The sequence below is a fragment of the Haloplanus sp. GDY1 genome, assembly GCF_023703775.1.
Lineage (GTDB): Archaea > Halobacteriota > Halobacteria > Halobacteriales > Haloferacaceae > Haloplanus > Haloplanus halophilus.
Genome location: NZ_CP098515.1, coordinates 80,094 through 103,348 on the forward strand (window position 1 = coordinate 80,094; position 23,255 = coordinate 103,348).

Consider the following 23,255-nt stretch of genomic DNA (forward strand, 5'->3'; position numbering starts at 1 on the left):
TACAGTCATGGACCTTTCACTTCGTGCTCGACGTCAGTTTGGAGTGAACTGAGGTGAGTGTCGATTGGGTCAAACGGTTCATCGTATCCACAGAGAATTGCGCCTCTCTCCTGAATTCTCGATTGTAGGGCCACTCAGGAGGGCCAGTTTGAACACCCACCAATAGACTTACCCGGAAGCCAGCGCGATACTGAGGTATGGGCGGGTCGAGTCACGAGGTGGACTCCGAACCAGATGTCGACGAGCAAGATTCGCAGTTCACCTCAGAACGGGGGCATCTTGGCAGGGAGTACACCAACGAAGGAATTCTTCCGGCAGAAGCATTTTCTCTACTTGGAAACGATACGCGTATCGATATTTTGCAGGCGATGTTGGATGCGAATGCCGACGATGCGCCAGTTGGATTCACGGAACTGTTCGAACGGGTCGATATGGAGGATAGTGCCAATTTTAACTATCATCTGCAGAAGCTCACTGGACATTTTATAAGACAAACGGAAGACGGCTACGAATTCCGGCATCCCGGTCGAAAAGTGGTGAGTTCGATTTTTGCTGGGACACTCACAGACCGCACTCAACTCGACTCATTCCCGGTCGACGGAACGTGCCACGCCTGCGATGGGGACTTGCACGGCTGGTATGTCGACGAGGTTCTCACGATAGCCTGTGTCGATTGTTCGGCTGTTCTCGTGAGGTATCCGTTCCCACCAGGCGGGATCGATGATCGGACGCCTGAGGAGTTACTGCAAGCATTCCATCACTATGTCCGTCATCATTACTGCATGGCTGCTGATGGAGTCTGTCCCGAATGCACAGGCCCTGTAAAAACAGAACCGGTCTATGAACCGGAGGAGAACGACAACTTCGACGTAATCGTCGAGCATGTGTGCCAGCGATGTGGATACGATCTTCAGTCGGGTGTCGGTGTGAACCTCCTCGACAACGCTGAGGTACTCTCGTTCCATTCCAAGCGTGGGATCGATCTGAGTACAGAACCGTTCTGGCACTTTGAATGGTGTGTGAGTGATGAATATACGACAGTATTATCTGAGGACCCTCTCCGCCTACGGGTCAATATCCCCTGCGCTGGGGACGAATTGCAGGTCGTGCTGGACGATACCCTCTCGGTGGTCGAAACGGCGAGACAAGAACACCTCTCGTATTAAAAAGCGAAGTGCGTTAGGTTGACTCCCCCATCTGTAATCTGGATTCCAGCATACGGTATGGATAAGCGTGGGTCAGATCAGTTCTTATGAATGCTGCGGCCCAGCGGCACGTCCTCTTAGAATCCGATGTGGGAGGTTGAACTCGGACCATCACCCTCTTCCTCAATACCACCTTCATGGAGATAGGTGTAGCCGTCCTCAGTGAGGAACACGTCACTCCCTTCGACCGAAATATCGACTTCAGGGAGCGTTGTTCCAGCGGCCTCCCCATTGTCGCACGCTCCTGAGCAAGTGTCGAACATCGACCCGTGCCGCGGGCATATTATCTGCCCATCTCGCATTGCCACTCCGGAACCCCTGTCGAACCGTTGGGATTCATGTGTGCAGTTATTGGTCCACGCCTTGACAGCAGATTCCTCCTCGCACCGGACGAGAATGACTTCTTGTTTGCCGCCAGAAGTGTCTTCGACGGTGAATAGGTACGATCCGTCTTCAGGAATATCGTTGACCCTTCCGATTCGATTTCTATCGCTCATCCAACCAACTGTACCTCACTACGCGCACAAGTAATCGCCGCCAAAATGGGGGAGACCGATGATGCCCATGGTCGGAAAGTTGGGGAGTGGATCGACGGCAGACCGCCTATTCGAACAGCTGAACGGCCTGCTCGTAGCGGGCGCTCGGCTCGGACCAGTCGACGACCTCGAAGAAGTTGTCGACGAAGTCGCCACGGGCCGGACCGTAGTCGTGGTAGTACGAGTGCTCCCAGACGTCGAGCGCGAGGATGGGGTGCGAGCCCCAGAGCGCGCCCTGGTCGTGCTTGTCGACCACGACGTTGCGAAGCTGGTTCGAGAAGCTGTCGTACACCAGGAGTGCCCAGCCACCGGCGGCGCCGGCAGCGGCCTCGAATTCACCCTTCCAGGCCTCGTAGGAGCCGAAGTCCTCCTCGATGCGATCGGCGAGGTCACCGCTTGGCTCGTCGCCACCCTCCGGAGACATGCAGTTCCAGAAGAGGTCGTGGAGGATGTGCCCGGAGCCGTTGTGCGTGACGTTCCGAATCGCACCCGCCGAGGAGCCGAAGTCGCCGTCGTCACGGTTCGCTTCGAGCGTCTCCTCGGCGCTGTTCCAGCCGTTCACGTAGCCCTGATGGTGGGTGTCGTGATGCCACGTCAATACCTGCTCGCTGATGTGCGGTTCGAGGGCGTCGTAGTCGTACGGGAGTGGGTCAAGTTCGTAGTCAGTCATTCGTATCGCCAAGATTCTCTACAGACAGGAGGGATATGAACATTTTCTGTACCCTGTTATGGTAGGGATATTGTCACTATTCCACGTTCAAACTATCCTTTCGACAGAGCTTCAACTTTCATTTCTGGGGCGTCGTTCACGTGTAACCTCTCCAATCCCAGCAGTTGCGGAGCAATTGGGACAGGCATACACGTGGCCAACTTCGTCACCGAACACCCGTGCGAAGCATTTCGAGACGTGGTCACCGCAGTTGTTACAGGTTGGCATTAATTATTTTCTTGGTGTTTTCTATTACTGCTTAGTAGCCCTCTGCTATGCCGTGTCTCTGTCGGGTGTTCACAGCGAGGTCGTGGTACCCAGTAGTCGCAAGAAACGCTAATTGGGGGTGATCTATCTCGCCAGGTATCGCATGTCGCGGTTGCGGGGGAAGTTCGGGGTTAGTCATTCGTATAATCCAGGGTATCAACGAAGGATGGAAATATGAAGATTTTCTGTAATTTATTTTGGCGAATTCGCCGTCATACATCCGAATCCAAAATACAATTTTGGACGCAGAGGATGATTACCGTAGTCATGCGAAGTGGTGGCTGAAGAGTTTTTAAGTCATTGATGGCCGTGGTCGGGATGAATGGCCACCTACTGTACACATGCCAGTGTATCGACCGTGGTTACTACGTGACCTCCGCCGGCTATCCTGAGATTGATTCGAGACATTTCGGGCGAAAGTTGTTCCTCCCTATCGCTCAGGCGTGATTGATGACAAAGTCAATCGGGACGGTGATCGTGAGTTCCCCATTAAACGACGATGAACTTATATCTCTGTTTGCCATATGGTAAACTGCATCCCAAGACTGGATGCACGGTCATCGAACCCGGCAGTTGAAGTACTTCGTAATTGAGGGCGACCGTGGTTGGCATCACCACTGGACGCCTCTCCGATTCTTTATACTGGCCTGTTACTCCCTGCGTAATATTGCTGTAGCGAGTCGCGTGGGCAAGTCAACTCTCGCCCATTGCTTACTTTCCGAAATATTGTTTTCCAAGTGGAAAATATTTATCCGACTCCTTCTTAGAGGCGTTACTACACGATGATCGAGCGAATTGGTTTCCGAGGTGACGAAGGGAATGGTTGATACGGATCGCCGCGTCGTCGTGCTTGGAATTGCCCGAATGGCCGACGCGGTCGGGAATTCATTTCTTATCGTCGTTCTTCCACTCTACGTGGCCAGTGGTGCGGTTACAGGGGGGACATTCGGCCTCACCGAGGCCTTCGTCTCAGGACTCGTCCTCGCTCTCTTTGGGTTCGTCAGTAGTGTCGTCCAGCCGATCGCTGGGCGTCTATCGGACAGGGCAGGAAAACGAAAACTGTTCGTCATCGTCGGATTGGCCATACTCGCGCTCACCGACCTTGCGTTCTCGGTTGCCGGGAGCTACGTAAGTCTCATGCTCATCCGAGTAATTCAGGGGATCGCCGCCGCCCTTACGATCACTGCCAGCATTGCGCTTGTGAACGAACTGAGTGCATCGAAGAGTCGTGGTGGAAACATGGGTGTCTACAACGCCTTGCGACTTACGGGATTTGGTGCTGGACCACTCGCTGCAGGTGTCATCGTTGAAGGCGGACCGTATCAACTGTCGTTCGGAACCAATATTCAGGTGAGCGGATTTGATGCTGCGTTTGCAACTGCGGCATTCGCCGCGCTAGCGAGTATTCTATTAGTCCAAGTACTGGTCTCCGATCCGGAAGAGACGATGCCGACAAGCGACGATGTTGCTTTAGCCGTTCGAGATCAAACCGGCCGTCACCTGTTGGATCCGATTTTCACGTTGGGGCTGGCCACCCTTGCCATGTCGACATGCATCGCGCTATTAGCGCCGATACAGCCGACAGTAAATAACCGACTCGGTCAGGGGGCGATTCTCTTCTCGATTCAGTTTGCAGCGTTTATCGGCGCACTAGCGGTGACACAACCGATTGTTGGAACGGCCAGTGACCGGCTCGGACGCCGATTGTTCATCATTGCAGGACTGGCCTTCCTCGTCCCAACTACTCTCGTCCAAGGTATAGTCGTCGAGCCGTGGCAGATGATCGTGGCTCGGATTCTTCAGGGAGTGAGCGGGGCGATGGTCTTTGCACCAGCACTCGCCTTAGCCGGGGACCTAGCAAAAAAGGGCCAATCCGGTGCACAGCTTTCCGTCCTTACGGTTGCATTCGGGCTCGGAATCTCTTTTGGTCAAGTTATATCCGGCTTTCTCATCAGATACGGATTTATCACTCCATTTGCTTTCGGTGGTGCGCTCGCGGTGATTGGGTTCGTACTCGTGTCGACTCAAGTCGAAGAGCCGACTGCAGAATCCAGCGTACAGACTACTGGCCCAGCAGACTAGTGAGTATGCGATACTTCTCGAGCGTTAAGACGTCAGCCAGAGGCTGCCGCTATTCCATCTCGCTCCCGCCGTTGACGGGCGTATAGGTCCCGGTCACGAACTGGGCGTCCTTACCGGAGAGTGCGGCAATCGCGTGGGCGACATCCTCGGGTTGAGCCACCCGATCCATCGGAGTCTGTGACGCGACGTGCTCGCGTACCTCGTCGATGCGATCAGCCGTGGCGTCAGTTTCGACCAGTCCCGGCGCCACGACGTTCGCGGTGATGCCGTGGGGACCGTACTCTTGGGCGATGTATTTGGCGAACGTGTCAAGGCCGCCCTTGGCCGTGCCGTGGGCGATAAATCCCGGTGTCGGACTCTCGCCGGCACCGCTCGAGACGTACACCAAGCGGCCGTACTCCTGCTCGACCATGTGTGGTAACACCGCTTTCGAGACGGTGAAGGCAGCCTTGAGTTCCGCGTCGAGTTTCGACGAGAACTCATCCCAACTCATCGACTCGAATGGCTCGACCGCAAACGGCATGTTCGCGTTGTTGACGAGCACGTCGATCCGCCCCCACTGGTCGAGGACGCCCTCAACCATTCGCTCGACCGCGTCCTCGTCTCGAACGTCGGCTTGCGCGACGAGTGCCTCGCCGCCGGCGTCACGGATCTCCTCAGCCACCGCGTGCGCTTCCGTCTCGCTAGAGCGATAGTTGATGACGACCTTCGCGCCACGGTCGGCGAGCAGTTTCACCGTCTCAGCTCCGATTCCGCGGCTACTTCCTGTCACTAGTGCCACACGGTCAGCAAACTCAGACTCAGACATCGTCCGATTTGTTGCCGTTGGCGGGCAAGAATCTGTCGTATGACGATTTCTACAGTGTTGAGAGGGATATATCTGAGCTGATATAAAATAGCAGAATCAAATTGTGGATTTCAGAGTAGCGACAAACCGACCCTCGACCCGAGGGCACTCTCCGGTATCGCTGGTCTGCTTTGAATCGACCTGAAAAGGCGAGCTATGGCCTTATATTCCCAAATTTCATAGATTGTATCATGGTATATCGACTCGTGCGTGGGTGTCCGAAACCCGACGAATTTCCCGAGCTGCGTGAACGAATTGATACTGGTGAAATCGAGCAGATGAATCCCTTCGGACGTGCAATGACAACGTCTCTAAACAATGCACGTTTCGACCCAGATACGGGAGAGGCTGTCTGGGTCGAGGAGGATTACTGTACGCCACCGCTCGCAATGGAACGTGAAGTTCTGGGCCAGTATTTCGACGACCTCGTAGTGGTTGAGGAGAATGTAAGGGAGACAGAAGGCTGGGAACGAATCGAAAAGTACCCACCGCTATGGGACGAGATCGCTGGTGAAGCGTAGACATCCGATGTGTAGATCTATCCGAGACAGGCCAAACTATCCCCCATCGTTATCATGGGCAACTTCCTCAGGCTGTAGTAATTGGATATGACGAGGACTAGTCGACCGGAGATTCCCGAAGAAACCTACGAGGACCTGATGCAAGCGACTGCTCGTGCGCTGTGTGAACACGGGTACAGCCGCCTCCGGGTACGAGACATTGACGAGTATTTCGGGAAAAGCCGTCAGCTTATCAATCACTACTACGACGGCAAAGACGATCTGATCGAGGCTGTTCTCAAGTATCTACTGGAAGAGTATGAGCGTGGGATTGCGGTCGGAGATGACGTTGACCCCGAACAGCAACTCGACAGCTACATTCAGCAATTTTTCTATGGACCGGATCTCGAGAACTTCGACCATTGGGCGTTCGTCACGGCACTCATCGAACTTCGCTCACAGGCACAACACTACCCCCGGCATCAAGAATTACTACTGGAGAATTACTTCCATCTCAAAGGGATTCTCGTCGCGATCATCGAAAGAGGGATTGAGGAAGGAGAGTTCCAAGATGTCGATGCAGATACGTTTGCGACCGCCATCAACGATGTCATCTCCACATCCCGAATGCGAAAAGTATGTCTCGGTGATGACGAAGCAATCGAAAGAGGCCGTGAAATCCTCGATAGGATCATTCTCCCACAACTACTCGGTGAACTAGACGGCAACTGATCGGACTTCTGGTGCTGGACGTGCCAGTAACATCTACCGGTTGGTTCAGTCATTTCAGTATTATTCGAATAGCCCTGCCACATACCGTCTCTGTATGCAACAGATCCATCTGAAAACCATCAATAATTTAATACAATACCAACCTGTCAGAAAGGTATTCCCAGCGATCAGAGTGTCTACTTGCCGCCGGCATGAGGGTAGCGACCCATCTACTCAGCGTGAAGCCAGGAGCCGGGGCGCAGAACCCATTTAGCGGGTGAGCGACTACACAAGGTAATGGACGACGAGTCGCCTTCCGCACAGACCCAATCTCGTATCTACACGGCGCCGCGAACGGATGTCTCGCAGAACCAGGGCAAGTTTCGGATCCACTTCAATTTCCCTGGACGGGCCGTCCCCGACCATGACGATCACGGCTACGGGCCGCTCGCGACGGTCGTGGAGTCGTTCATGGACCCCGGCACCCTGATTCGGATGCACCAGCACCAAAACGAGGAGATCATCTCGTGGGTCCCCGAGGCCGTGATGCGCCACGATGACCGCCAGGGCAACCAGCTGGTCACCGATTCCGACCATCTGATGGTGATGAACGCCGGCAGCGGCTTCTGGCATTCCGAGGAGACGCTCGCCGACGACCCGCCGCTGCGAATGCTCCAGATTTTCGTCCGCCCGCACAGCCTCAACCTAGAACCGGGCATCCAGCACGAACCGATTCCCGACCCGGTCGCCGGCGAGTGGAGCCACCTGTTCGGCCCTAAAGGCACCAACGCCCCGCTGTACGTACGGAACGATGTCGATTTCTACGACTGCCGCCTCGCCGCCGGGGCCACGACCACGCTCCCGTCGCAATCTGGCCGCCACACCTACCTGTACGTGTTCGACGGGGCCGTTGAGGTCGGCGATGAGCCGGTCGGGTACACAGAGAGCGCACTCGTGACCGGCGACGACGACGTGGCCGTCACGGCAACCGAGGACGCCACTATTGTCGCGTTCAGCATCAACCCGGACTCGCCGGTCACGCGCCAGGGCACCATCGGCCGCTGAGACACCGGCGGACCGACTGTGGATTGTTTTTCTGCCCCCTGAGAGGGTGAGGACTTCAGCGAACGCCCTCCAGTCAGGTGATTTCCGTGAGTCAACAACAGTCACCGAGCGATGTCTCGATCGACGAGATTCCCGTCGATATCGCGAACACGCAGTCCGGCGACATCCACGCAAGCGACGTTCCTGAGGAGATCCAGTCGCTGATCCGTGCGCTGGCGAGTACGGAGCCGCCGACGAACCCGCTCGTCGTGCTGAAAGCGGCGCGCTGGTGGTATATCCATGGGAAGGGCGGAGCTGATCCTGCGTTTCAGTGGGCAGTCGAGTGGGCCCGTCACCTCGCGACCGACACGCCCAGCGACGTGGATCGGTTCGACGAGTTCCTCAAGTATCTCGTCACAGTCGGCTTCGCGGACGATACAGCCGAGCTTCGATAGCGTTCCTCGAGGGTTGTTCATCCGCCCCTGAGGGGTGCGGCGCGTTCTGAACTGGCGAAATCGCGTTCAACCGATTCAGTGACCACTATGTCCACGACCAGAGACTCGTCGGTCTCCTTCGACCAGACCGACACGCGATCCGACGAGATGAACAGTCCCATCGAACAGTGGATCGACGACCTCGTCGCCGGCGTCGACGACGCACAGGCCAGCGCCGAGTTCCAGGAGTGGCTGGACGTCCAGAGCCGCTTCCACGACTACTCCTACCGGAACACGCTGCTCATCAATCGGCAGTGTCCCGAGGCGAACCGGTGACGGGCTACCGTACGTGGCAGGAGGAGTTCGAACGCCACGTCAAGGAGAGCGAATCGGCCATCTGGATCTGGGCACCGATCATCACCAAGCAGTGTCCAGGGTGCGAAAACTCGCCGAGCTACCACGAGGACAGTGACTGTGAGTACGACGAGACGCCACCAAAAGAGTGGTTCGAGGGCCTGGTCGGTTTTAAGCCCGCGCCGGTGTTTGATGTCTCCCAGACCGAAGGTGAGCCATTTCCCGACCTAGACACAGAAGCGACTGGAGACGCCGCCGACCTCGTCGAACAGTTGACTGTCGCCGCTGACGGCCTCGGCGTGACGGTGCAATCGTTCCAGCCGAGGAGTGGACTCACAGCGAGGCGAAGGGCATCTGCGAGCAGCTGAGTCTCGTCGATATGCAACCGCGGGTCGAGATGCGTGATCGGGAGAACGATGCCGACCTTGCGCGGACACTGATCCACGAGTACGCACACGCCCTGCTCCACTTCGACGTCGATGACCTCCTCCATCAGTACGTCTCGACCCTCGTCGGCCGTTCGTTCAGCCTGACGAACGTTCTCGTAGCCGAGGTTGCGGAACACGTCCCCCATCAAATCCTCGAACTCGACTCCAGAGAGGTCGTCCAAGACAGCCATCCGAGATGGGTGAAGAGTAAGTGGCGACTGTCAAATACGTTACTGAATTTATGACCAAAGAGACATCATCAAACCTATTGACACCAGGATCAATATCACAGCAGAGGCAGTTATTTCGGTTGATGGACAACCAAGCGAGATGCTCCTCACTGTGAATGGCTGGCTTCGCTCCTTAGTAACAGAGAGAAGTTACCCCACACGAAATAAAGTCCGATGTGTGGGGTAACTTCAGATGTCATCAACGCTATATCGCTGAATCACTCATCGCGCAGGACGCGGGGCTGGCTCGTAGCGCTCGATTTCAGCGATCTTCTCAACCCGGTTGTAGATGACTCGGAGGGTCTCCTGTGCGCGCAGGAGCCTGTGCTCCTCAAGGAATCGACGCCCTTCCTCGATAATCCCGTAGAAGGTGTACGGCAGGTCGTTCTGACGGCGCTCCTCGGGGAGTTCGACTTTCTCGACGATGCCCGTCTCGACGAGGCGCGGCAGATGCTGGCGGATCGTTGTTTGACTCCGGCTCGGATTGACGTAGTCCAACTCCTTCAGCGTCGGCAGCCCCGACGGATGCCCGAGAATGTCCTGGACGAGCGAAAATCGCGTCTCCCGGGTGACGAGGTTGAGCCGCTCGCGAACGGTGGCGCGATCTTCTGCCCGCGAATCCGTCGCCCATGATGTTTGTCGAAGGTCGAAAATCGAGGAATCAGCCGGAACACGGAGTAACGCAGTAGTTTACACATCGATAACGGGGAGTGTACGTCGCCGAATCTCAAAGTTACCCCACAAATTGATGTGATACGCCGTTGTGGGGGTAACTATGGCCGAGGACGTCCCGGAGAAACCGCCCGCACCGGAGTTGCCGAAGTATCTTCGCGAACCACTCGAGAACCAATCCCCGGAACGGTTGGAAGTAGTCGCGGCGTACGCGGCTGATTTGGCGGAATGGAAACGCCGACAGCGGGAGGAAGAACTCGAGCGTCGACGAGCCGAGGACGAGGTCGATGAGGAAGAACTCGAGGAACTGGACGAGCGCGAGATCTCGACGGATCCAGAGGATTACGAAGACGTCCCGACGAATGGTGCGTACATCACGGTGAAGGAGACAAAGCCGGGATATCGTTATTATTATTTTCAATGGAGGGAGGGAGATACGTGGAAAAACGAATATATTGGGCCCGTGAATCCGAAAGAATAGTACATTCAGAATTACGTTGTTTTCTCTCCATTCTGTGCGAATTCATCTGGCGAACAGTCTTTCCACAGCCCTTCATACGTTCGGTGGCAACCACTACAGAGAGTGATCAGATTTGAGGGTTGATTCATACTGTCGTAATCAACGGATTCGGTAGACACGAACTCGTGAGCAGGTCTAATATGGTGAACGTGAAGATCGCGGGGCGTTTCATTTCGATTGATCTTGCAGATCCGACAGGCGTAGTTATCACGTTGAATGATCTCTTCACGTCGTGAACGCCAGTTAGAGCCATAGTAACAATTCCAAGAATGCCGAAGGGAACTCCGAGGTTCATATCCAGCCAATCGGATGGCTCTATTCCACGAATCAAAGTATGCCCAGTAAGTAGCGCTCGAGAACTTTCCCAATTCGTCCATCTGGGTGGTTGAAGGGACGTGTCCGAGTTCGTCGTGCAGTCGTTGGAGTTCAGCTAATAGACTCGCTAAATCAATTTCACGCACGACAGTAGGCTCGTAACCAGCCTCGGTAAGCGCCCGATTCCAACTCCCGAATCGCGTGGTAAACGTCCTGATACTATGTTTGCTGAAGCGAACAATATCTGGTGCTGTTGGCACGTGTCCAAGTTCCTCGTATAGAGAGTGAATCTCGGGCAGCAAGTCTTCTTTCGTGAGGCTACGGTCACGTTGTGGTTCATAGCCTGCCGCGCGAAGAGCATCTGCCCACGTCCCATAATAATGCTGGTAGGTCGTCACACTAAACACACCACAGTCATCCATCTCATCGGGAGTAGGGGGACGACCAATGTCGTCGTTCAGTTGATTTATAACTGAGATTAGGGTGCTTCGCTTCTCGTCCTCTGTATGATATCGGAAGTGAATACGAGCACCGTGCTTCGAATCAAAGACATCGTCACACTCCTCAACAGGACATGCCGACGAAGCCATGCCGTCACGAGAGTCGGGAAAGAGTCGCCCCATTGAGTGTGATTGGCTCGGAATAGTATATGAAGGATTGGAGGAGGTAAGAACCCGATCAGGAGGCGGAACGATGTGATCCGACATATTCCAGACAGACGGTGAAGGAATTCTAATATCGGCCACGCGCGAGTCAGGGATACACATCGATAGAGGAGTACTAATCCAATCGCTACATATCGATAGAGGGGTGTGCGGAAGCAAAGCAAGCTGGCGAACACATCGATAGCGGTGCGTGTGCTGCGAAGCAGGCGGTAGATGATTGAGTTCGAAACGTATCGAGACGAGTGATGATATGCCGTCGGTCAGCGGGCCAGTTCGCAGAAGCGGTCAATCCAAGATCGCCGATTTCTACCGATAGAGTCGATATCAAGTTCGAATACACATCGATAGAGGTGTGTGACGTGCGTCTGACGCAAGCGGGCTCTATGAACTCGGCACTCGAGGTGGATATCGAAATGTGACGCGGTAACATCCGCCTGATACACATCGATAGAGGGGTGTCCCCTCCGTAGTCGGTTGAGGAACAGTCCGCGCTCAGGTTTCGTTTCGAATCTGCGCTTTCACGACCGATTCGACTTCCTCGGGCGAGACCATGTCGATTCGAGAGTCCTCGCGAAGCGTCTCGAGAATCGTCTCCGGACGTTCGCCGAACTGGAATTCGAGGAACATTCCGGAGCTGGGACCGTGACTCCGGCGCTCGAAATCGACGAGTGAGTACGTCGTCAACTCCTTCATCTTGTTGACGTAGGTCTCTTGGTGGTATTGATCGGCGTCGATCGAGTCAGTAAGGAACTGATAGACACGGTAGCCGGTCGTACTGCGAGCCGATCCGTCGTCGGTCTGTGCAGCGACGGCTGCCGTCGCGTATAGACAGAGTTTTTTCTGCGTGCTGATGCCGCGAACGACTTCGAGAACGCGGTTTTTCTCGACTTTGTCCTGGGCTTCCCGCACGTGTTCCTCGCGAACGCAGTCGTCACCTTCTCGTTCGGCAAGTTCGCCGGCGACGCGCATCAAGTCGATCGCCTTTCTCGCATCACCGTGTGTTTGTGCGGCGAACGCGGCGGCAAGTGGAATCACGTCGCCATCCAAGACATCGTCGTGGAACGCATCCTGCCGTCGACGCAGAATCGCCTGGAGTTGATTCGCGTCGTAGTCGTCGAAGTGGACGTCTTCCGGAGTGAACGAACTCAACGCACGGCTTCCGACGGACTCCATCATTCGCGCATCGTTCGAGATCGCGACGACAGAGATGTACGCGGTTAGTTCGTCGTTGGCTCCTGCTCGAGACAGTTGGTAAAGTAATCGCGAAAACGCGGGATCTTGCTTATCTCGACGGCCCACCAGCATATCGAGTTCGTCGAGGACGAACACGACGGAATCGAAGTTCTCGTTGACGATGCGGTAGAGTTCGTCCCATTTCTCCTTGGTCGCGACACCATGTTTCGGAACGTCGATGTCGACGCCGGCCTCGTCGGCGGCTTGACTCGCTAGTTCGTAGACGGCAACGCCGAGGGTATCGAGATCTTGGCAGTTGACCTCGATGGTTCCGAATTGAATATCACGAGTCTCACAGATGCGGCTGATATTGTGGCAGACAGCTTTCGTAATGAGCGACTTCCCCGTTCCGGACGGTCCGTAGAGAAAGAGATTCGGCGGACGGTTATCGCCGAGCGCCACGCGCAGCATCTTCGTCACTTCCTGGAGCTGTCCGTCGCGACCGACGATGCGATCCTCTTCGACGACGTAGTTCGGATCGAGGAGTGACCGGTCACGGATCAATCCTTCTTGTTCGTCGAATTCGAGCAGCATGTCCTCGATCGACTGTGACGTATCTTCGTCGGATTCCGTAGTCGACGAAGGAACGGATTCCTGCTCAGAATCTGAGGAACTCGACGCGAGATCGACCTGCGTCGTCTCGTCATCTGTTGACGAGTCGGCCCCCCTCGCCTCAAGATCAGATGGAGAATTCTCGGAGTCCTCGGCACCCATGGCGGAAACCATACAGTCCGACGACAAAAATCTTCCCCACCCCTATCGAAGTGTGATCCGGGGAATCAGTCGATTTTTCTCAAACATATCGCGGCTTCGACTGGAAATTGGCGATGACAACGGAAACGGCTGACGAAGTGTTCCACGACGTTGATGGGAATCGTTGGACAGACACACCCCTCTATCGATGTGTTCGATGTGTTTGGTTCAACCGTGATTCTGTCCATCTTTCACGTCAGAAGTCGTAGTTCGTGAGAAGCGTCGTGTTCTGTCAGTATCGTGCTCTACAAGCCTTGTGATGACGGTTTTCTTGTCAATGATCACGGGACCATCCTCGAGGGATTCTATCTCACCCTGTCAGCATAGATGTCGAACACATCGATAGAGGGGTGTCTGTCTTCTCGACATCTGGCGCGAAGTACTCCCGCGTGTCACTCATACTCCTCTCCCCGACGAAATCCGTCTCAGTATTTCGATTTCTATCGAATTGACTTCGTAGATTGCTGAATGTCACCGACTCTGCGTTGCAGTTCGCTTTGCTCGCGTTTGAGGAGGGCGCTCCCGTGCTACCGCATCAGTTGACTACGGGACGATTTCACGGATGATGTTGAGACACGGATTTTCTGATTGATTAAGCCCAGAGTGGCGGTCAGATCGAACACATCGATAGAGGGGTGTGATTGGATTGAGTGCGTGGTTACCCCACAAAACAGAATGTTCTGGTCTGTGGGGTAACTCGGATCGACGTCTCTCAAACATCGGTCTCTGTAAACGCCGAAAGCTTCGTCATTCGTGTCTCTGCGAGTTCCCGACGAATCTTCGACCGATCCCAGCCTAACGGCGACAGCAAACTTTCGACAGCTCTGACGAGTCCCGTCTCATAGTACGACGGATCGTACGACTCGAACTCCTCGTGAGCCAACGCGACCCGGTCTCGTGAGGATTTCTCGTCGTCGACGACCACGTACGCGATGTCCTGTCCGGGGAGGACAGCGAGGTCGTGATCGCGAGCCCGCTTCAGCGCCGCTACGTTTTGCGTGTTCTGCGTGTACCCTTCGAGCGGCTTGGAGACACGATTCCGTTCGACGAGTTCCGCAACAGGCACCGTTCCAGCGTGGAGCCGCTCGATGGCATCCTGGAGACAATCAAGCACTGCGTCTGGCGACCGGGTCGCGTCGAACCGTTCGAGACAGTTCCGCTGGACGGCCTCGATGAACGGCGGTGTCGAGCGCTGTCGAGCTTCGATCCCTCTGATCTTGAACTCGTCTTCGCCGGTGACCTTCCCGAAGTACTTCGTCAACGCGCCGGCGTCGCTATCGCGCTGTGGGACGAACGCCACCCAGTCATAGTAGGCTTCGTGTTCGAGCCGAATCTCGACGCGTTCCGTGATCTCCATTGCGAGCGTCACGAGGTCCTCCCGTTTCTCGTCGTCGACATCGGAATCCGGTGTCACCCAGATGGAGTCGACGATGCCGTGAACGACCCGCCAGCCGCCGGATTCCAGCTGTCGTTTCGCCTCCAACAGAATCTCGCGAGCAAACGCGTTGATCGCCTCGTGGATTCGGGCTTTCTCGCGGTCGCCCTCGTCGTGCTGTTCGAGCGTGTAGGTTAACACCCAGTCGTCCCCGGATGCGCCGTCAGTCGCCGGATCGAGTGAAATCGTCTTTGCCGGCTCACCCGGGACGGAGTGCCAGGTGTTCGACCGAACCCGTCCGAAGTGACGCGCCGGGTGCGGGTTCCCCGGGTCGAATCGTCGGACATTGCCGATTACGCCTCGCCTATGTCGCCATTCGCTCGCCCCTCGCGCCGACGCATCGACGTCCTAGAGCGCTTTCAAGCCGGGCTTCACGACTCGGCGCCACCAAGCCCATCGGTAGCGGTCGCCCGCCTCGACTTTCTCTAGAGCGCCGTGGACGTCGTACCCGACCGGGTGCCCCGGCATTACCTCGACGACGATCTCCCGCATGGTTGCCGATCCGTGCTCGCGAAGAGTGCCGAGCAGCGTACACGGCGGCCGAACACGCCTCTCACTCACGACCGGCCGGAAAGTGGACATCCTCAAGGGGAGCGCCGATGAGTACCCCGACAACTGCGACTGTTGGGACGCCGACGCCGAGCTCCAGTGTTGGCCGTGCTACCGGGACGGGTTCGAGAAACCGAACCCGAGTGGCAGCGAGAAATGGGACAGCAACGTTGCAATCCATCGGTAACCATCATTGATGTTACAAGAAGTATCATTCGCCGGTCAGTATGCCAAAGTACTGCCCCGCCACTATAGAATACACAAAGCTACCCCATTAGGGAGATACATATGACCCCCTCACTCAATCGGCGGGAAGTACTGAAATCGTTTGGAGGGTTAGCGAGCGTCAGATGGGGTAGTTGACGGAGCAAATGCTGTCTGCCGTGAGTGAGTAGGGTAGTTCTCGAAGATCAAGAATGAGGTCCAATCGAAATTACTGTAATGTAGTATTACATATGCACGTTCATCCGTGGTTTCACGATTTATCTCGGAGCGCGCGTTGGCTGAAACATATGATACAAATACTGGGTGGAAAACAGTCAACCAGTATCGGGAAGCGATCCGACTTGCCGAGGAACAGCCAGATCTGGCCCGAGCTGAGATTGCGCGACGAGTCAATCGCTCCCCTAGCGCAATCCGTGGTTGGTTGGCCGAAAATAAGACCCCACCTGTAGTGAAAGGACTTGAGACCGCTCAGAAACGAGGGTGGCTAGATATAGAGTCAGATTCAGAGACGTTTCGCGTATTTAACCAACTCGTTGCTTGGATCTTTTCTGGTGGAGGTATCAATCAGGCGGCCTTCGTGCCGACATTTTCAGCTGATGATCAACTCACTGTTACCACGCTTACTCATCTACTGAAGTGGGTGAATATACCCTTCCACCTCCGGACGCACAACGAAGACAACCGACATATCGAAGTCATCCCCGCGGAAGACGCTTCCGTGTTTGGTCGTGTTCTAACTGCACTTGGTGCACCATGTGGTCCTAAAGCAAGACAAGATTCGTTGACATTGCCGAAATACCTCCACTCAGTAGAGGAGGAGTTTCAACGAGATTTTGCACGGGTATATCTGCTGAATCGCGGAAGCTTTCTTTCGAACCAACGAACGGTTGGCACGTACTTACAAGAAAGTTCAGAGAAAGAATACAAACAAAGTCTCCGAGATCTCTTCGCGTCAATTACTGCAGGATCCGCTACACTCGGCAGTCAGCATCAAGTATGGGTTTCTGCTGATTCTGTTCGTGATCTTGCTGATGGATCTCCTCTCAGATCGGCACTCGCAACACGAGTAGCCTTCGGTACACTCACGCCGCCAAGTAATCGAGCATTTGCATCAACGTTCCGCCAGCAACGAAGCCCTGGCGGCTATCAGTACCTGCAATTGTACAGGCGAGCGCTAGAAAGTGATTCTTCAAGAGGAAAGCTTGCCAACCAACTTGGACTACCTGAAACGACAATTCAAAGCTGGCGTCGAGGAAGTAGCCCGTATGTTCACAATGCGCTGTCTACCGCTCATGAACGCGGCTGGCTAACTGCCTCTTCTGATGATGACATTCCCTTAGCACTAACAGCTATTCTTGCTTGGATATTTTCTCAAGGATCGATTCGAGCTGAATCATACTATCCCATTTTTCGGCTTAGTTCTCCTGATCAACGGTCGTACTTCGAAACGATTGCTGATGACCTTGATCTCTCATATTCGATCATTCGATCGGAAGATCCCACTCGTTCAACCGAGGTTCGACCTATAGAGGACGGCACAGTTCTCGGACGAGTTCTCCATATTCTTGGAGCACCACTCAGTGAGAGTACTCAACAGATATCACTGCCACCTGTGTATCTTTATCATTATCCAGAACATGCACACCGATTTATTACGATATGGATGAAACAGCATAGTGATCCAAACGGACAACTAACGCTCACCGTTCCGCCACGCCTTGGAAAGCCATTTGCTGATGCTCTGGAGGCTCTAATGACCGAGCAACTCTCCTGGTCAACAACACGGAACTCGGAGTGCGAGATCGGGATACTCCCGAAAGAGAATCCGTAGCTCTTCCGGTTATTTCTCTCACCCAGCCGTTCGTTCCGATTGTGCGGGGGTTGTCCGTGGACCAGTCCTGTGGCCAGAGTAGGCGCTGACACTCTCCGACGGCTACTATGGGATTAGTTCCTCCAATGGATTGCACCCATGGAAACAGAGAGGTTAGTGGGTTCGTCGTCACAGTGGACAATGTCCTGTGTTTCGGGCTGTGCCAGTACAACCTCGCCTCGGACAGCGGTTTCGAGAACTTGCCAAAGGGCTCGTCTGCTGATGTTCAGCACGCCGTTTTTATTCTCCACACTATGGTCAAAAGAACGGGTGGTACGTGGTCACAGTCAAACCAGAGAAGACGACAGTGGAGTGCCCGTCATGCGGTACGAGTATATAAGTCGTTGTGGGTGTGTGAGTCCTCGTGCCTGCCGTGGGAGTTTGAAACGGACAGAGTCTGGGATGCGGCTCTGAACCTCCTCTCGCGAAGACTCTCGAAACTAGGAGAGACATCCAAAGATATGCCTGCAGAGACTGCGACCGCTGTGTCTACCAACGGTGGCGAGTCTCGTCCATCGTTGTGGCTGCAAGTCGCGTCGTAGATGTAGGAAATTCCGTTTAAAGAAGCGATGTCAATCGCTGAGGAGGGTGGAATCGTTCACTTGAACAGACTAACTGCTATCGGCTGAGTATTCAAAAAAGAAATCCGCGGTGGGATACCGATGACCGCTTTCGGCGGTCAGTCGTAGTTAGCTTAGTTGTCGCGCCGGGTCGCGAGCAGCGCAGCCGCGAGCAGCGCGATGACAGCGACGATGGCACCGAAGCCGGGGCCGCCACCCGAGGTGGGCGTCGGCGTGTCAGTCGGCTCAGCCGTCGCCGTCGCCGTCGGTTCGGGCGTCGCCGTCGCCGTCGGCTCCGGCGTCGCCGTCTCCGTCGGCGTCGGTTCCGGCGTCTCCGTCGGTTCCGGCGTCGCCGTCTGGACGTTCTGGACGATCTCGACGTCAACTATGTCCGTGTTGTAGCTGTCGTCGGCCTCGAGGATGTACGAGCCGGTCTGCACGTCCTCGAGCTCCATCGAGACCATCCAGGTCCCGTCGAAGGACCATTCCTCGGTCGTCGTCAGCGCGACCGAGTCGCCGTCCTGCGTCAGCAGTTCGACGGTGATGGAGTTGTCGTCGGGGCGCAGGTTCGTGCCACCCTCGGCGACCAGCGTGTCGTCAACGCCGACCGGGTTGACACCCGAGGCTTCCATGCCTTCGGGGTAGACCGTGTTGATGGTCGTCTGCGCGTCCGCGTAGCGGAAGCGCGTCGTGACCATCCGGTCGTCGCTCGCGACTTCCTCGGTCGTCTGATCGAGGATACGCGAGCGGACCTGCTGGCCCGTCAGACCCGAGTTGTCGTTGTCCAGGTTCGCGACGAACTCCTGGAAATCACCGCTGGACTGGCCAGCGACGTCACCGAAGCTACCGTCACCGAAGTTGTCGTCACGACCGGGGATCAAGACGTGGGCACTGACCTCGCCCTCTGCGATGCCACTGCCACCCGCCGACGTGGAGACCGTGAGGTCGTCCTCGTCGAACGTGTTGTCGTCGTCGACGCTGACCGTGTGGAACGCCGTGTTCCCACGCTCACCGACGAAGACGATGTAGGCCTGCTGCGAGCCGAAGGCCGTCCCGGACACGTTGACCGAGTTGTCCTCGACGGCCACCTGGCCGCCGACGGTCTTGAAGCTCGCCTGCAGTTCCGTGTCGAGCACCCGCAGCGACTTCTGGGAGCTCGTGTTCGTGTTGAAGTTCGACGTGCTGATCGTCTCGGGCGGCGTCGCGCCGATACCGCCGGCATCAACGACGCCGAGCCGGTAGGTCCCGGGCTGGGACAGCTCGTTGTTACCGGGCTCGTTACCCTGCGAGAGGATCACGTCTTCCTCTTCGAACGTGCCGTCAGCATCGACGGTCAGCGTGTCCGAGCCGTCGATGTCGAGCAGCTGGTAGTCGTTCTGCCGGCGGACGTAGAAGGCGACCTCCTCGATGCCCTCGGAGGCCGTCCCGTTCACGTCCACCTCGCTCCCGACAACGTACGTGTTGCCGGGCGACTCGATCGAGAGGTCACCCTGCTCGATGGAGATCGACTGATCGTCGACCTCAGCTTCTTCGGTCGGGGTCGAGCCCAGCTCGAAGGGCACGAGGTAGCCCTGCTCGTACAGGTACATGTCGATGTCGGAGTCATCGAGGTACTGCGTCTCGATCTGACCGACACCGAGGCCCGTGCCGTCGTCGATCGTCACGGTCGCGTACGCGTAGTCGACCGTGCCGCTGGGCGTGGTGCCGCGCGGGACAGCCGTGTTGCCGCCGTCGGTGACGACACCGACCTCGTCGGTGTCACCGACGTTGCGGAAGATCCGCTGGGCGTCCTCACCGGAGAGGCCGTCGCGGAAGTCGTCGGATTCGATCAGGACCGTGTGCTGGTCGCCAGCGTCCGAGCCCTGGATCTCGAAGCGGACGTCCTCACCGCGGACGACGTCGTCCTCGTCGATCTGGAGGCTCGGGTCGTCGTCGCCGGTGACCGTGATGGTCGTCGACTGGGACGCCTCACCGAAGCCGAGGTCGTCCGTGCCGGCGAGCGAGATGGTGTATGTGCCCGTGCCAGTGTCCGAGAGGTCAAGGTCGTAGCCGACCTCGTTGGAGCTGATGTCCTGGCCGTTGACGTCAGTGCCTTGGTCGCTCTCGCCCTTGACGGCGTCGTTAGCGACGTCGCCGGTCACGTCGAGACCGGTGTCGTCCTCGACCGTCAGTTCGAGGTCTTCGGCTTCCTCGTAGTTCCAGGCACCGACGACGGTGAGTTGACCGGCGCCGGACTGGTCGCTCTGACCCTCGCCGACGGAGCCGCCGGCGATGTCCTCACCGTTCGTGTTGAGCACTTCGAGCGTGGTGACACGCGGCGTGGTGACGACAACACCGTCGGCGCCAGGCGTGCCATCAGTGGTGTAGCGACCGGTCTCCTGGCTCTGCGGGACGTCCGGGAGGTTGAGGGGGACACCCTCAGCGTCGCCGGCCGTCTTCAGGAGTTCCTCGCCAGCGAGGTCGCCACCGAGCTGGAGGCCGGACTCGCCCTGGAAGACGGTTGCACCGGGGAGGATGAACCCTTCACCGTCCGCGGTGTTGAATTCACCCGTCCCGTCCTGGTTGGCGGCACGGTTGTCACCGTCGGGGTCAACCTCGCCGTCATCACCGTTGTCCCCGTTACCATCATCTGCTTCGATGGTGACGGTCGTACTGACGGTGGTGCTGGAGGTGCTGCCTTCGATGAAGGCTTCAGCGTCAACCTGCTGATCACCAGTTGCTGCGTCCGAAGCCACCTCGAAGGTGACCGTCGTGGTGAGAGTCTCGCCAGGCTGGATGGGACCGCTGAGGCCGTAGAGGACGCTCTGCGGTTCGCCTCCAAGACCAGATGCCCCATCGCCTTCGATACTCGTTGCTTCGACGCCGCTGGGCGTCGTGAACTCGATACGGCCTGCGTCACCGGCCTCGTCGCCGGTATTTGTATAGTCGTACGTTACCGTGAACGTGTCTCCCTGCTGTGCGCTCCCAGCGTCATCAGGGGCACTAAGGCCAACCTGTGGCGCGGCAGCGGCAGGGGCAGAGACCGCGAAGATGGACAGCACCATGAGGGCTGCCATCGTAACTGCTCTGATTTGCTTTCGTGTCATGTTCTATGTGTTTTAGCTGTTGAGCGCAGCAATGACAGCTTGCGCTCCGCTCGGGTCGATTTGGTTATTGTTCAGTGCCGCAATGGCATCCTGTGCTTCACCGGGCTGAATGCCAGCCTCGCCGTTCGTGTCGAACTGATCGACAACGGAGTTGCCACCGTTCGGCGGAGACGGCTCAGCGCCGGTAACAACGATGTCGTTAGTCGTTGTATTACCGGCGTCAATCGGATTCTCGGTTACCGCGGAACCGGACAGACCACCGTCCGTGGTGGCAACCATCCGATACTCGAATCCAGACGGCACGTTGGTGAACACATACGAGCCGCCCTGTCCAATCTCGGAAGTGGCGACTACGTTGTTGGTGCCCAGTCGGTAGAGGCTAACAGTTGCCTGACCGGCAGCCAACTCGTCATCGTCTTCGTTTACGACATCGCCGGTGATTTCACCGACGCCGTAGACGCTGACGGTTGCCTCCTCACTGTTGGACGTCGAGTAGGGAGTCCCATCATTGGCCTCGGTCGAGGCAGTGACGTTCGTGTTCCCAATGTTCTCTGCCTGGAACTCTACCGTGGCGTCTCCGTTGCTATCTGTCGTGACGGTCGTGGAGTTGGGATCCAGGATGTCGTTGTTCGTCAGTTCGAGAGTAACATCCTGATCTCCAGCTGGCAGCCATGCATCGGTGCTGCCTCTTGGACGCTGTTCAACGGTGACTGTCGCGTTTGCCGTTCCTTCGCTCGCGATATTGGCCGTCTTATTCCCATTGTCAACCGTCACATCGAGACGGTACTCAGTGGGAAGCTGTTCAATGACGAGGTTTGCAGTAGTCGTTTGGCCCTGGTCGACTTCATTGTCATTTGCAGTGGCCGTCGTATAGCCCCTGCGTTCAACAGTGATGTCGTAGGTTCCAACAGGAACGCGCAGCGTGTATTCGCCATCTGCGTTCGTCCTCGTCGATGCGGTCACACCGCCACCGGTTGCTCGGACAATCGCGTTCGCGACGTCGTCGTTCTGTGTGTCGGAGACACGACCGGAGAGATAGCCACCATTAGCGGTGTCAACGACTTCCAGCTGGGTGAAGGTCGTCGACGCGATGTCGTCTCCTCCACTATCAACGAACGACGCGCTGATACCGTAGTTGGTGGTGCTGGTAACGCTCGGTGCGTTAGTCGTGACATCCACTTGGAATTCGATGTCACGGACCCCATCGTCCGGCTGAATCCCGAACTGGATTGTGTCATCAACCCCATCGCCGTCGGGGCCGTCAACCAGTTCGGCACTGCTTGAGATCGAGACCTGATTATCGTTGTTCGCGAACTCGGCAGAAACGCCGTTAACGGAGAGGCCTTCCTGCGCGATTTCGTTCGCGACAGTAACATTCACCGTGTCACTGTCACCATCGGTCTGGACATCAGTCACAGTGAACCGGATGATGTGATTGTCAATATTCGATCCTTCTGTTACACTTGCCGGGTCAATAGCGGTGTTTCCAGCAATGTCACCGCTATTTCCAGCCCCGGAAGTGACGGTATTTGCTGCGGCAGCTGTTCCAGCGAATGCAATGGATCCTCCCATTACGGAAAGGACCATTATCATGGCCAGGAACAGACCGCGCAACTTGTCTGTTGGTCTTGTCATGTCTTATCGTGGTGCGTTTCTGTCGGCGTCGGCAAGCTTCCGCCCACTGCGATCCGCCACTCACTGCAAAGTGACGCCCGCAAGGGGGTACTCACTTCCAACACCATGGGTAGGGGTACATTCGCCACGTGATCCCCTGCTTATAAATTCTTTGTGGTCGTTGATGTGTATGGGTGAGTGTGACACTCCGGAAAACAAGCAATAGAGCTAATTTGGGGCGAATTTACAGAACTCCCCTGTGAAATACTCAACATATATCGGACGTCTGTCAGACAATAAGCGTACGAAGCATTTCTCGCAGTAAGGACATCCCGTGCCAACTATCTAGTCTCAACACAGACTGTGAACCTCCACTCACACCGAGCGGTGCTGACTAAGCCTCTGCAACGG

At 56.3% G+C, this 23,255-nt stretch carries 19 protein-coding genes and 2 pseudogenes; 9 read left to right on the forward strand and 12 right to left on the reverse strand.

Annotated elements, in window-relative coordinates; all coding sequences use genetic code 11:
* Positions 1-197: 197 nt before the first annotated feature.
* Complete coding sequence (locus NBT67_RS16465) at positions 198-1,166, forward strand: DUF7351 domain-containing protein (RefSeq protein ID WP_425498931.1); 969 nt, start codon at positions 198-200, stop codon at positions 1,164-1,166.
* A 116-nt stretch (positions 1,167-1,282) separates the two neighbouring features.
* Here the strand turns inward: NBT67_RS16465 and NBT67_RS16470 are convergent, their stop codons facing one another.
* The 3 genes from NBT67_RS16470 to NBT67_RS18205 all read right to left on the reverse strand — a co-directional run bounded on the left by NBT67_RS16470 (position 1,283) and on the right by NBT67_RS18205 (position 2,678).
* Entirely contained in the window at positions 1,283-1,702 is a 420-nt protein-coding gene (locus tag NBT67_RS16470) for a Rieske (2Fe-2S) protein (protein ID WP_251344406.1), read from the reverse strand.
* Between the two features lie 106 nt (positions 1,703-1,808).
* Positions 1,809-2,411, reverse strand: a complete 603-nt coding sequence (gene sod, locus NBT67_RS16475; RefSeq protein ID WP_251344407.1) for a superoxide dismutase — start codon at positions 2,409-2,411, stop codon at positions 1,809-1,811.
* Positions 2,412-2,522: 111 nt separating this feature from the next.
* Complete coding sequence (locus tag NBT67_RS18205; protein ID WP_425498932.1) at positions 2,523-2,678, reverse strand: DUF7563 family protein; 156 nt, start codon at positions 2,676-2,678, stop codon at positions 2,523-2,525.
* An 858-nt stretch (positions 2,679-3,536) separates the two neighbouring features.
* Between NBT67_RS18205 and NBT67_RS16480 the strand changes: the two genes are divergently transcribed.
* Entirely contained in the window at positions 3,537-4,799 is a 1,263-nt protein-coding gene (locus tag NBT67_RS16480; RefSeq protein WP_251344408.1) for an MFS transporter, read from the forward strand.
* A 49-nt stretch (positions 4,800-4,848) separates the two neighbouring features.
* Here NBT67_RS16480 and NBT67_RS16485 read toward each other — a convergent pair whose 3' ends face one another.
* Positions 4,849-5,607 carry an SDR family NAD(P)-dependent oxidoreductase gene (locus NBT67_RS16485; protein WP_251344409.1) on the reverse strand — a complete coding sequence of 253 codons (759 nt, stop codon included), beginning with the start codon at positions 5,605-5,607 and terminating at the stop codon, positions 4,849-4,851.
* Positions 5,608-5,837: 230 nt separating this feature from the next.
* On the opposite strand from NBT67_RS16485, the gene NBT67_RS16490 reads away from it, so the two are divergent.
* From NBT67_RS16490 to NBT67_RS16510, 5 genes and pseudogenes are all read left to right on the forward strand, one after another.
* The gene (locus NBT67_RS16490) at positions 5,838-6,167 is read left to right on the forward strand and encodes a hypothetical protein (protein ID WP_251344410.1); all 330 of its coding nucleotides are present in this window, start codon (positions 5,838-5,840) and stop codon (positions 6,165-6,167) included.
* A gap of 138 nt (positions 6,168-6,305) precedes the next feature.
* Positions 6,306-6,878, forward strand: coding sequence for a TetR/AcrR family transcriptional regulator (locus tag NBT67_RS16495; protein ID WP_169718993.1), 573 nt, complete (start codon positions 6,306-6,308; stop codon positions 6,876-6,878).
* A gap of 276 nt (positions 6,879-7,154) precedes the next feature.
* Positions 7,155-7,922 (forward strand): pirin family protein, encoded by a 768-nt coding sequence (locus tag NBT67_RS16500; protein ID WP_251344411.1) that lies wholly within the window; start codon positions 7,155-7,157, stop codon positions 7,920-7,922.
* A gap of 86 nt (positions 7,923-8,008) precedes the next feature.
* Positions 8,009-8,356 (forward strand): DUF8013 domain-containing protein, encoded by a 348-nt coding sequence (locus NBT67_RS16505; protein ID WP_251344412.1) that lies wholly within the window; start codon positions 8,009-8,011, stop codon positions 8,354-8,356.
* A gap of 87 nt (positions 8,357-8,443) precedes the next feature.
* A pseudogene (locus tag NBT67_RS16510) lies at positions 8,444-9,173 on the forward strand (DUF955 domain-containing protein); the annotation flags it as partial.
* On the opposite strand, the pseudogene NBT67_RS16515 reads toward NBT67_RS16510, so the two are convergent.
* Both NBT67_RS16515 and NBT67_RS16520 read right to left on the reverse strand, forming a co-directional pair.
* Positions 9,165-9,308 (reverse strand): annotated as a pseudogene (locus NBT67_RS16515) (restriction endonuclease); the annotation flags it as partial. The pseudogenes NBT67_RS16510 and NBT67_RS16515 overlap by 9 nt on opposite strands.
* A 261-nt stretch (positions 9,309-9,569) precedes the next feature.
* Complete coding sequence (locus NBT67_RS16520) at positions 9,570-10,001, reverse strand: transcriptional regulator (protein ID WP_251344525.1); 432 nt, start codon at positions 9,999-10,001, stop codon at positions 9,570-9,572.
* 121 nt (positions 10,002-10,122) lie between these two features.
* On the opposite strand from NBT67_RS16520, the gene NBT67_RS16525 reads away from it, so the two are divergent.
* Entirely contained in the window at positions 10,123-10,500 is a 378-nt protein-coding gene (locus NBT67_RS16525) for a hypothetical protein (RefSeq protein WP_251344413.1), read from the forward strand.
* 11 nt (positions 10,501-10,511) lie between these two features.
* Here the strand turns inward: NBT67_RS16525 and NBT67_RS18210 are convergent, their stop codons facing one another.
* The 4 genes from NBT67_RS18210 to NBT67_RS16540 form a co-directional block, all read right to left on the reverse strand.
* Positions 10,512-11,621, reverse strand: coding sequence for a homing endonuclease associated repeat-containing protein (locus NBT67_RS18210; protein ID WP_425498933.1), 1,110 nt, complete (start codon positions 11,619-11,621; stop codon positions 10,512-10,514).
* A 390-nt stretch (positions 11,622-12,011) separates the two neighbouring features.
* Positions 12,012-13,466: an orc1/cdc6 family replication initiation protein gene (locus NBT67_RS16530; protein ID WP_251344414.1), complete on the reverse strand. Its 1,455-nt coding sequence runs from the start codon at positions 13,464-13,466 to the stop codon at positions 12,012-12,014.
* A 751-nt stretch (positions 13,467-14,217) separates the two neighbouring features.
* The gene (locus tag NBT67_RS16535; protein WP_484494557.1) at positions 14,218-15,234 is read right to left on the reverse strand and encodes a DUF8161 domain-containing protein; all 1,017 of its coding nucleotides are present in this window, start codon (positions 15,232-15,234) and stop codon (positions 14,218-14,220) included.
* A gap of 54 nt (positions 15,235-15,288) precedes the next feature.
* Positions 15,289-15,432, reverse strand: coding sequence for a hypothetical protein (locus tag NBT67_RS16540; protein ID WP_251344415.1), 144 nt, complete (start codon positions 15,430-15,432; stop codon positions 15,289-15,291).
* Between the two features lie 526 nt (positions 15,433-15,958).
* Between NBT67_RS16540 and NBT67_RS16545 the strand changes: the two genes are divergently transcribed.
* Positions 15,959-17,545: a hypothetical protein gene (locus NBT67_RS16545; protein WP_251344416.1), complete on the forward strand. Its 1,587-nt coding sequence runs from the start codon at positions 15,959-15,961 to the stop codon at positions 17,543-17,545.
* Positions 17,546-18,278: 733 nt separating this feature from the next.
* On the opposite strand, the gene csg is transcribed toward NBT67_RS16545, so the two are convergent.
* Both csg and NBT67_RS16555 read right to left on the reverse strand, forming a co-directional pair.
* Entirely contained in the window at positions 18,279-21,200 is a 2,922-nt protein-coding gene (gene csg / locus NBT67_RS16550; RefSeq protein ID WP_251344417.1) for an HVO_2072 family ArtA-dependent S-layer glycoprotein, read from the reverse strand.
* A gap of 42 nt (positions 21,201-21,242) precedes the next feature.
* A complete protein-coding gene (locus NBT67_RS16555; protein ID WP_256474720.1) occupies positions 21,243-22,865 on the reverse strand; it encodes a carboxypeptidase-like regulatory domain-containing protein in 1,623 nt (540 codons plus the stop codon).
* Positions 22,866-23,255: the final 390 nt, after the last annotated feature.